The sequence below is a fragment of the Martelella sp. genome (genome assembly GCF_984369615.1).
This window is the reverse complement of sequence record NZ_CFHTCS010000444.1, coordinates 1-3,082: the sequence shown is the minus strand read 5'-3', so window position 1 is coordinate 3,082 and position 3,082 is coordinate 1. Positions and strand designations below refer to the sequence as shown.

Annotated in this window: 4 protein-coding genes and 1 other RNA gene; 4 read left to right on the top strand and 1 reads right to left on the bottom strand. The window is 63.3% G+C overall.

What is annotated here, in order from left to right; all coding sequences use genetic code 11:
- From ssrA to AC5DC2_RS21890, 4 genes are all read left to right on the top strand, one after another.
- Nucleotides 1–313, top strand: a transfer-messenger RNA (tmRNA) gene (ssrA, locus tag AC5DC2_RS21905); the annotation flags it as partial.
- Between the two features lie 102 nt (nt 314–415).
- Nucleotides 416–895, top strand: coding sequence for an SspB family protein (locus tag AC5DC2_RS21900; protein ID WP_024707937.1), 480 nt, complete (start codon nt 416–418; stop codon nt 893–895).
- 6 nt (nt 896–901) lie between these two features.
- Entirely contained in the window at nt 902–1,117 is a 216-nt protein-coding gene (locus AC5DC2_RS21895; RefSeq protein WP_024707938.1) for a DUF4169 family protein, read from the top strand.
- On the top strand, nt 1,114–1,332 hold the full coding sequence (locus AC5DC2_RS21890; protein WP_024707939.1) for a ribbon-helix-helix domain-containing protein: 219 nt from the start codon (nt 1,114–1,116) through the stop codon (nt 1,330–1,332). The genes AC5DC2_RS21895 and AC5DC2_RS21890 overlap by 4 nt, the downstream gene beginning before the upstream one ends.
- Nucleotides 1,333–1,365: 33 nt before the next feature.
- Here AC5DC2_RS21890 and AC5DC2_RS21885 read toward each other — a convergent pair whose 3' ends face one another.
- Nucleotides 1,366–2,892, bottom strand: coding sequence for a helicase HerA domain-containing protein (locus tag AC5DC2_RS21885; protein ID WP_491700012.1), 1,527 nt, complete (start codon nt 2,890–2,892; stop codon nt 1,366–1,368).
- Between the last annotated feature and the right edge of the window lie 190 nt (nt 2,893–3,082).

Below are 3,082 nucleotides of genomic sequence, written 5' to 3'. Positions count from 1 at the left end.
TGACCGGCTATGGTGATAAACGGCAATGCAATAAGCTCATTGGACCCGGGGGCGGTACCCGGCGCCTCCACCATGATCAGGCGGAAAGGCCTGATTTTGATGGGGGCGAAACAGGATCGACAAGAGTGTAAAGATTGACCTTTTGCCCGGCATGATACCACCGTTATCGGGTCAAACGAGTAGTTGCAAATGACAACAAAGCTCAGGGTTACGCTGTAGCTGCCTAATGGCGGTTCCAGAAACCCAAATTAAGTCCTTGCGGGTAGCACTGTAAGGCGGGGTCCGGAGGCACCTGGCAACAGAAGCCTCCACCTGAATTTGAACAAAATCCCCTATAAAGATTGCGCATCGGCATCAGGCGACTTAATTGGCTAAAGTCAGAGCGCAACCAACGGCCAAGGGCGGGAAAGACGTGATGGGGCAAGACCATATTCGCTACGACATTCTGGCACAGGACGCACTGCGCGGCATGGTGCGCAAGGTTCTCGCAGAGGTCGCCGCAACAGGCCACCTGCCCGGTGAGCATCACTTCTTCATCACCTTCCTGACAAACGCTCCCGGCGTGCGCATCTCCCAGGCGCTGAAGGAAAAATACGCCCAGCAGATGACCATCGTCATCCAGCACCAGTACTGGGACCTGAAGGTGACCGACAGCCATTTCGAGATCGGCCTGTCCTTTTCCGATGTGCCCGAGCGCCTCGTCATCCCCTTCAACGCCATCGTCGGCTTTTACGATCCCTCGGTGAATTTCGAGCTCGAATTCGATGTCGCCACGCTGGATCTGGAAGACGAAAAGCCGCTCGAGCCGGAAAACGAGGGTGGTGACGACGACGGGCCCGGCGGCGATGACGGTGCGTCCGTCGTCTCGCTCGATGCCTTTCGCAAGAAGCACTGACAGCCGATGTGCGCCGAGGTCGTCAATCTCAGGATGAGCCGCAAGCGCGCGGCGCGGCAAAAGGCGGCCGACGGCGCTGCTGAGAACCGGGCGATCCACGGCCGCACCAAGGGTGAAAAGACCCGCGACAGGCTGGAGCGCGAGAAAAACGAACGACGCTTCGAACAGGGCCGCATTGTCCGCATGACCGGAACGCCGGTGGACGGGGACAAGGACGGTTGATCCGCAAACGCTCCGTCAGCCTTCGCGGCCACCGCACGAGCTTTTCCCTCGAGGATGCGTTTTTCGAGGAAATCAAGATGATCGCCAACCGGCGCGCGATCAGCCTTGCCGGCCTTCTGAGCGAGATCGATGACGCCCGGACGCCGGATCTAAACCTCTCATCGGCCGTCCGGCTCTTCGTTCTGGACGACCTCAAGGCCCGGCTCGGCGAATAGAGCATCTCCAGGAAAACCGGATGCGCGCTCCCCCTATTCCGCCGCATCCCGCCGCTCGGGTTCATCCGCCGGCGCGTCCGGGTTGCCGCCCGCCGTCTGCCGGTCGAGATCGGGAAAGGCGACGATGCGCAGGCCGGCAAGACCAGTGTGCTGCACGATCAGTCCCTGCTCCTCGAACCAGTCGAGAAAGCGCCGGGCGCGACGCGCCGAATGCGTGCCGTAGGCGCGCGCGATCATGGCGTCGGAGGGGCAGGCATCGCCGGCAATCGCCGCCTTTGCCAGCATCAGGAACACGCCCTGCAGGTCTTCCGTCACATGCGCCAGCAGCGAGACCGCCATCTGCCATTGCTCGCTTTCCACCATCGCCTCGTCCGCGCCCGAACGGGCGATCGCGAGCCGGCGGCGGAAGTCATTCATGGCGAGCGGCGCACCGGATATCCGCTTCATCCGGCCGCGCATCAGGAAATCCTGGTAAAGCTCTGAATCCGAACGGAAAGCTGACTCCGGAGCGCCGGCGATTTCCGCCAGCGTCATCGCGATCCAGTCGTCCTTCTCCTCATCCGACATGACCGGCGCGCGCGGCCCGCGCGCGGGCGCTTCCGGCGTCTCGGCCTCTTCGGAGGACTTCGACAGGGCATCCATGATGTCGACGGTTGGGCGCGGGCGCGGCGCGACCCGGCGGGGGGCGCTCGCCTGACGGGTCATGTCTTCGGGATCCGGCGTGAAGATCAGGTCCTCGACATCCTCCGGCTTTTCCGGCAGCGGCATAAGCTTGGGAGAGGAGGAGCGCGCGGAGGTCTCTACCGGGCCGATCGTCACCGCCAGCGGTCGCCGCGACAGCGCCGGCCCGAGAGCGACGAAATTGCCGCGCTTCAGGTCGCGGAACTGTTCGGCCTGACGGCGGTCCATGCCGAGAAGATCGGCCGCGCGCGCCATGTCGATGTCGAGGAACGTCCGCCCCATGAGAAAGTTCGAGGCTTCCGCCGCGACATTCTTGGCAAGCTTGGCCAGGCGCTGGGTGGCGATGACGCCGGCAAGGCCGCGCTTTCTGCCGCGACACATCAGGTTGGTCATGGCCCCGAGCGAGAGCCGACGCACTTCCTCGCTGACCTCGCCGCCGCCGGACGGCGCGAACATCTGCGCCTCGTCCACGACGGTCAGCACCGGATACCAGTGGTCGCGATCGGCATCGAACAGCGCGTTGAGGAAGACGGCGGCGGCGCGCATCTGATCGTCGATCTCGAGACCTTCCAGCGTCAGCACGCAGGAGACGCGATGCTGGCGGATGCGGTTGGCGATGCCGATCAACTCGCCTTCCGAGCGCTCGGCATCGACGACGATATGCCCGAACGCTTCCGACAGGGTGACGAAGTCCCCCTCCGGGTCGATCACCACCTGCTGCACCCATTTCGCCGACTGCTCCAGAAGCCGTCTGAGAAGGTGAGACTTTCCCGAACCGGAATTGCCCTGGACGAGAAGACGGGTCGCCAGCAGTTCCTCGATATCGAGTGTGGCCACGTCACCCGCCGATGTCGTTCCCATATCGATATCGACCTGCACTTCTTGCCTTTGTCCTCTTGTTTGCGTGAGGCCTGTTTGTAACAGGTCAGGAGGGGCTGCGCCGAGGCCTCGCGGCGTTACCCACAGCTTTCCGGGGCAACGATCTTCAGCATCTCGTCGGGCAGGTCGAAGAGCGCGGCAAGGCCGGCCTGGCCGGAGCGCGTCAGCATCAATGCCCGGCCCTCGGCGG

Bases quoted from the DNA above. Each gene is read 5' to 3' on its own strand.
- AC5DC2_RS21895 (WP_024707938.1), top strand. From the start codon at position 902: ATGTGCGCCGAGGTCGTCAATCTCAGGATGAGCCGCAAGCGCGCGGCG.
- AC5DC2_RS21900 (WP_024707937.1), top strand. From the start codon at position 416: ATGGGGCAAGACCATATTCGCTACGACATTCTGGCACAGGACGCACTG.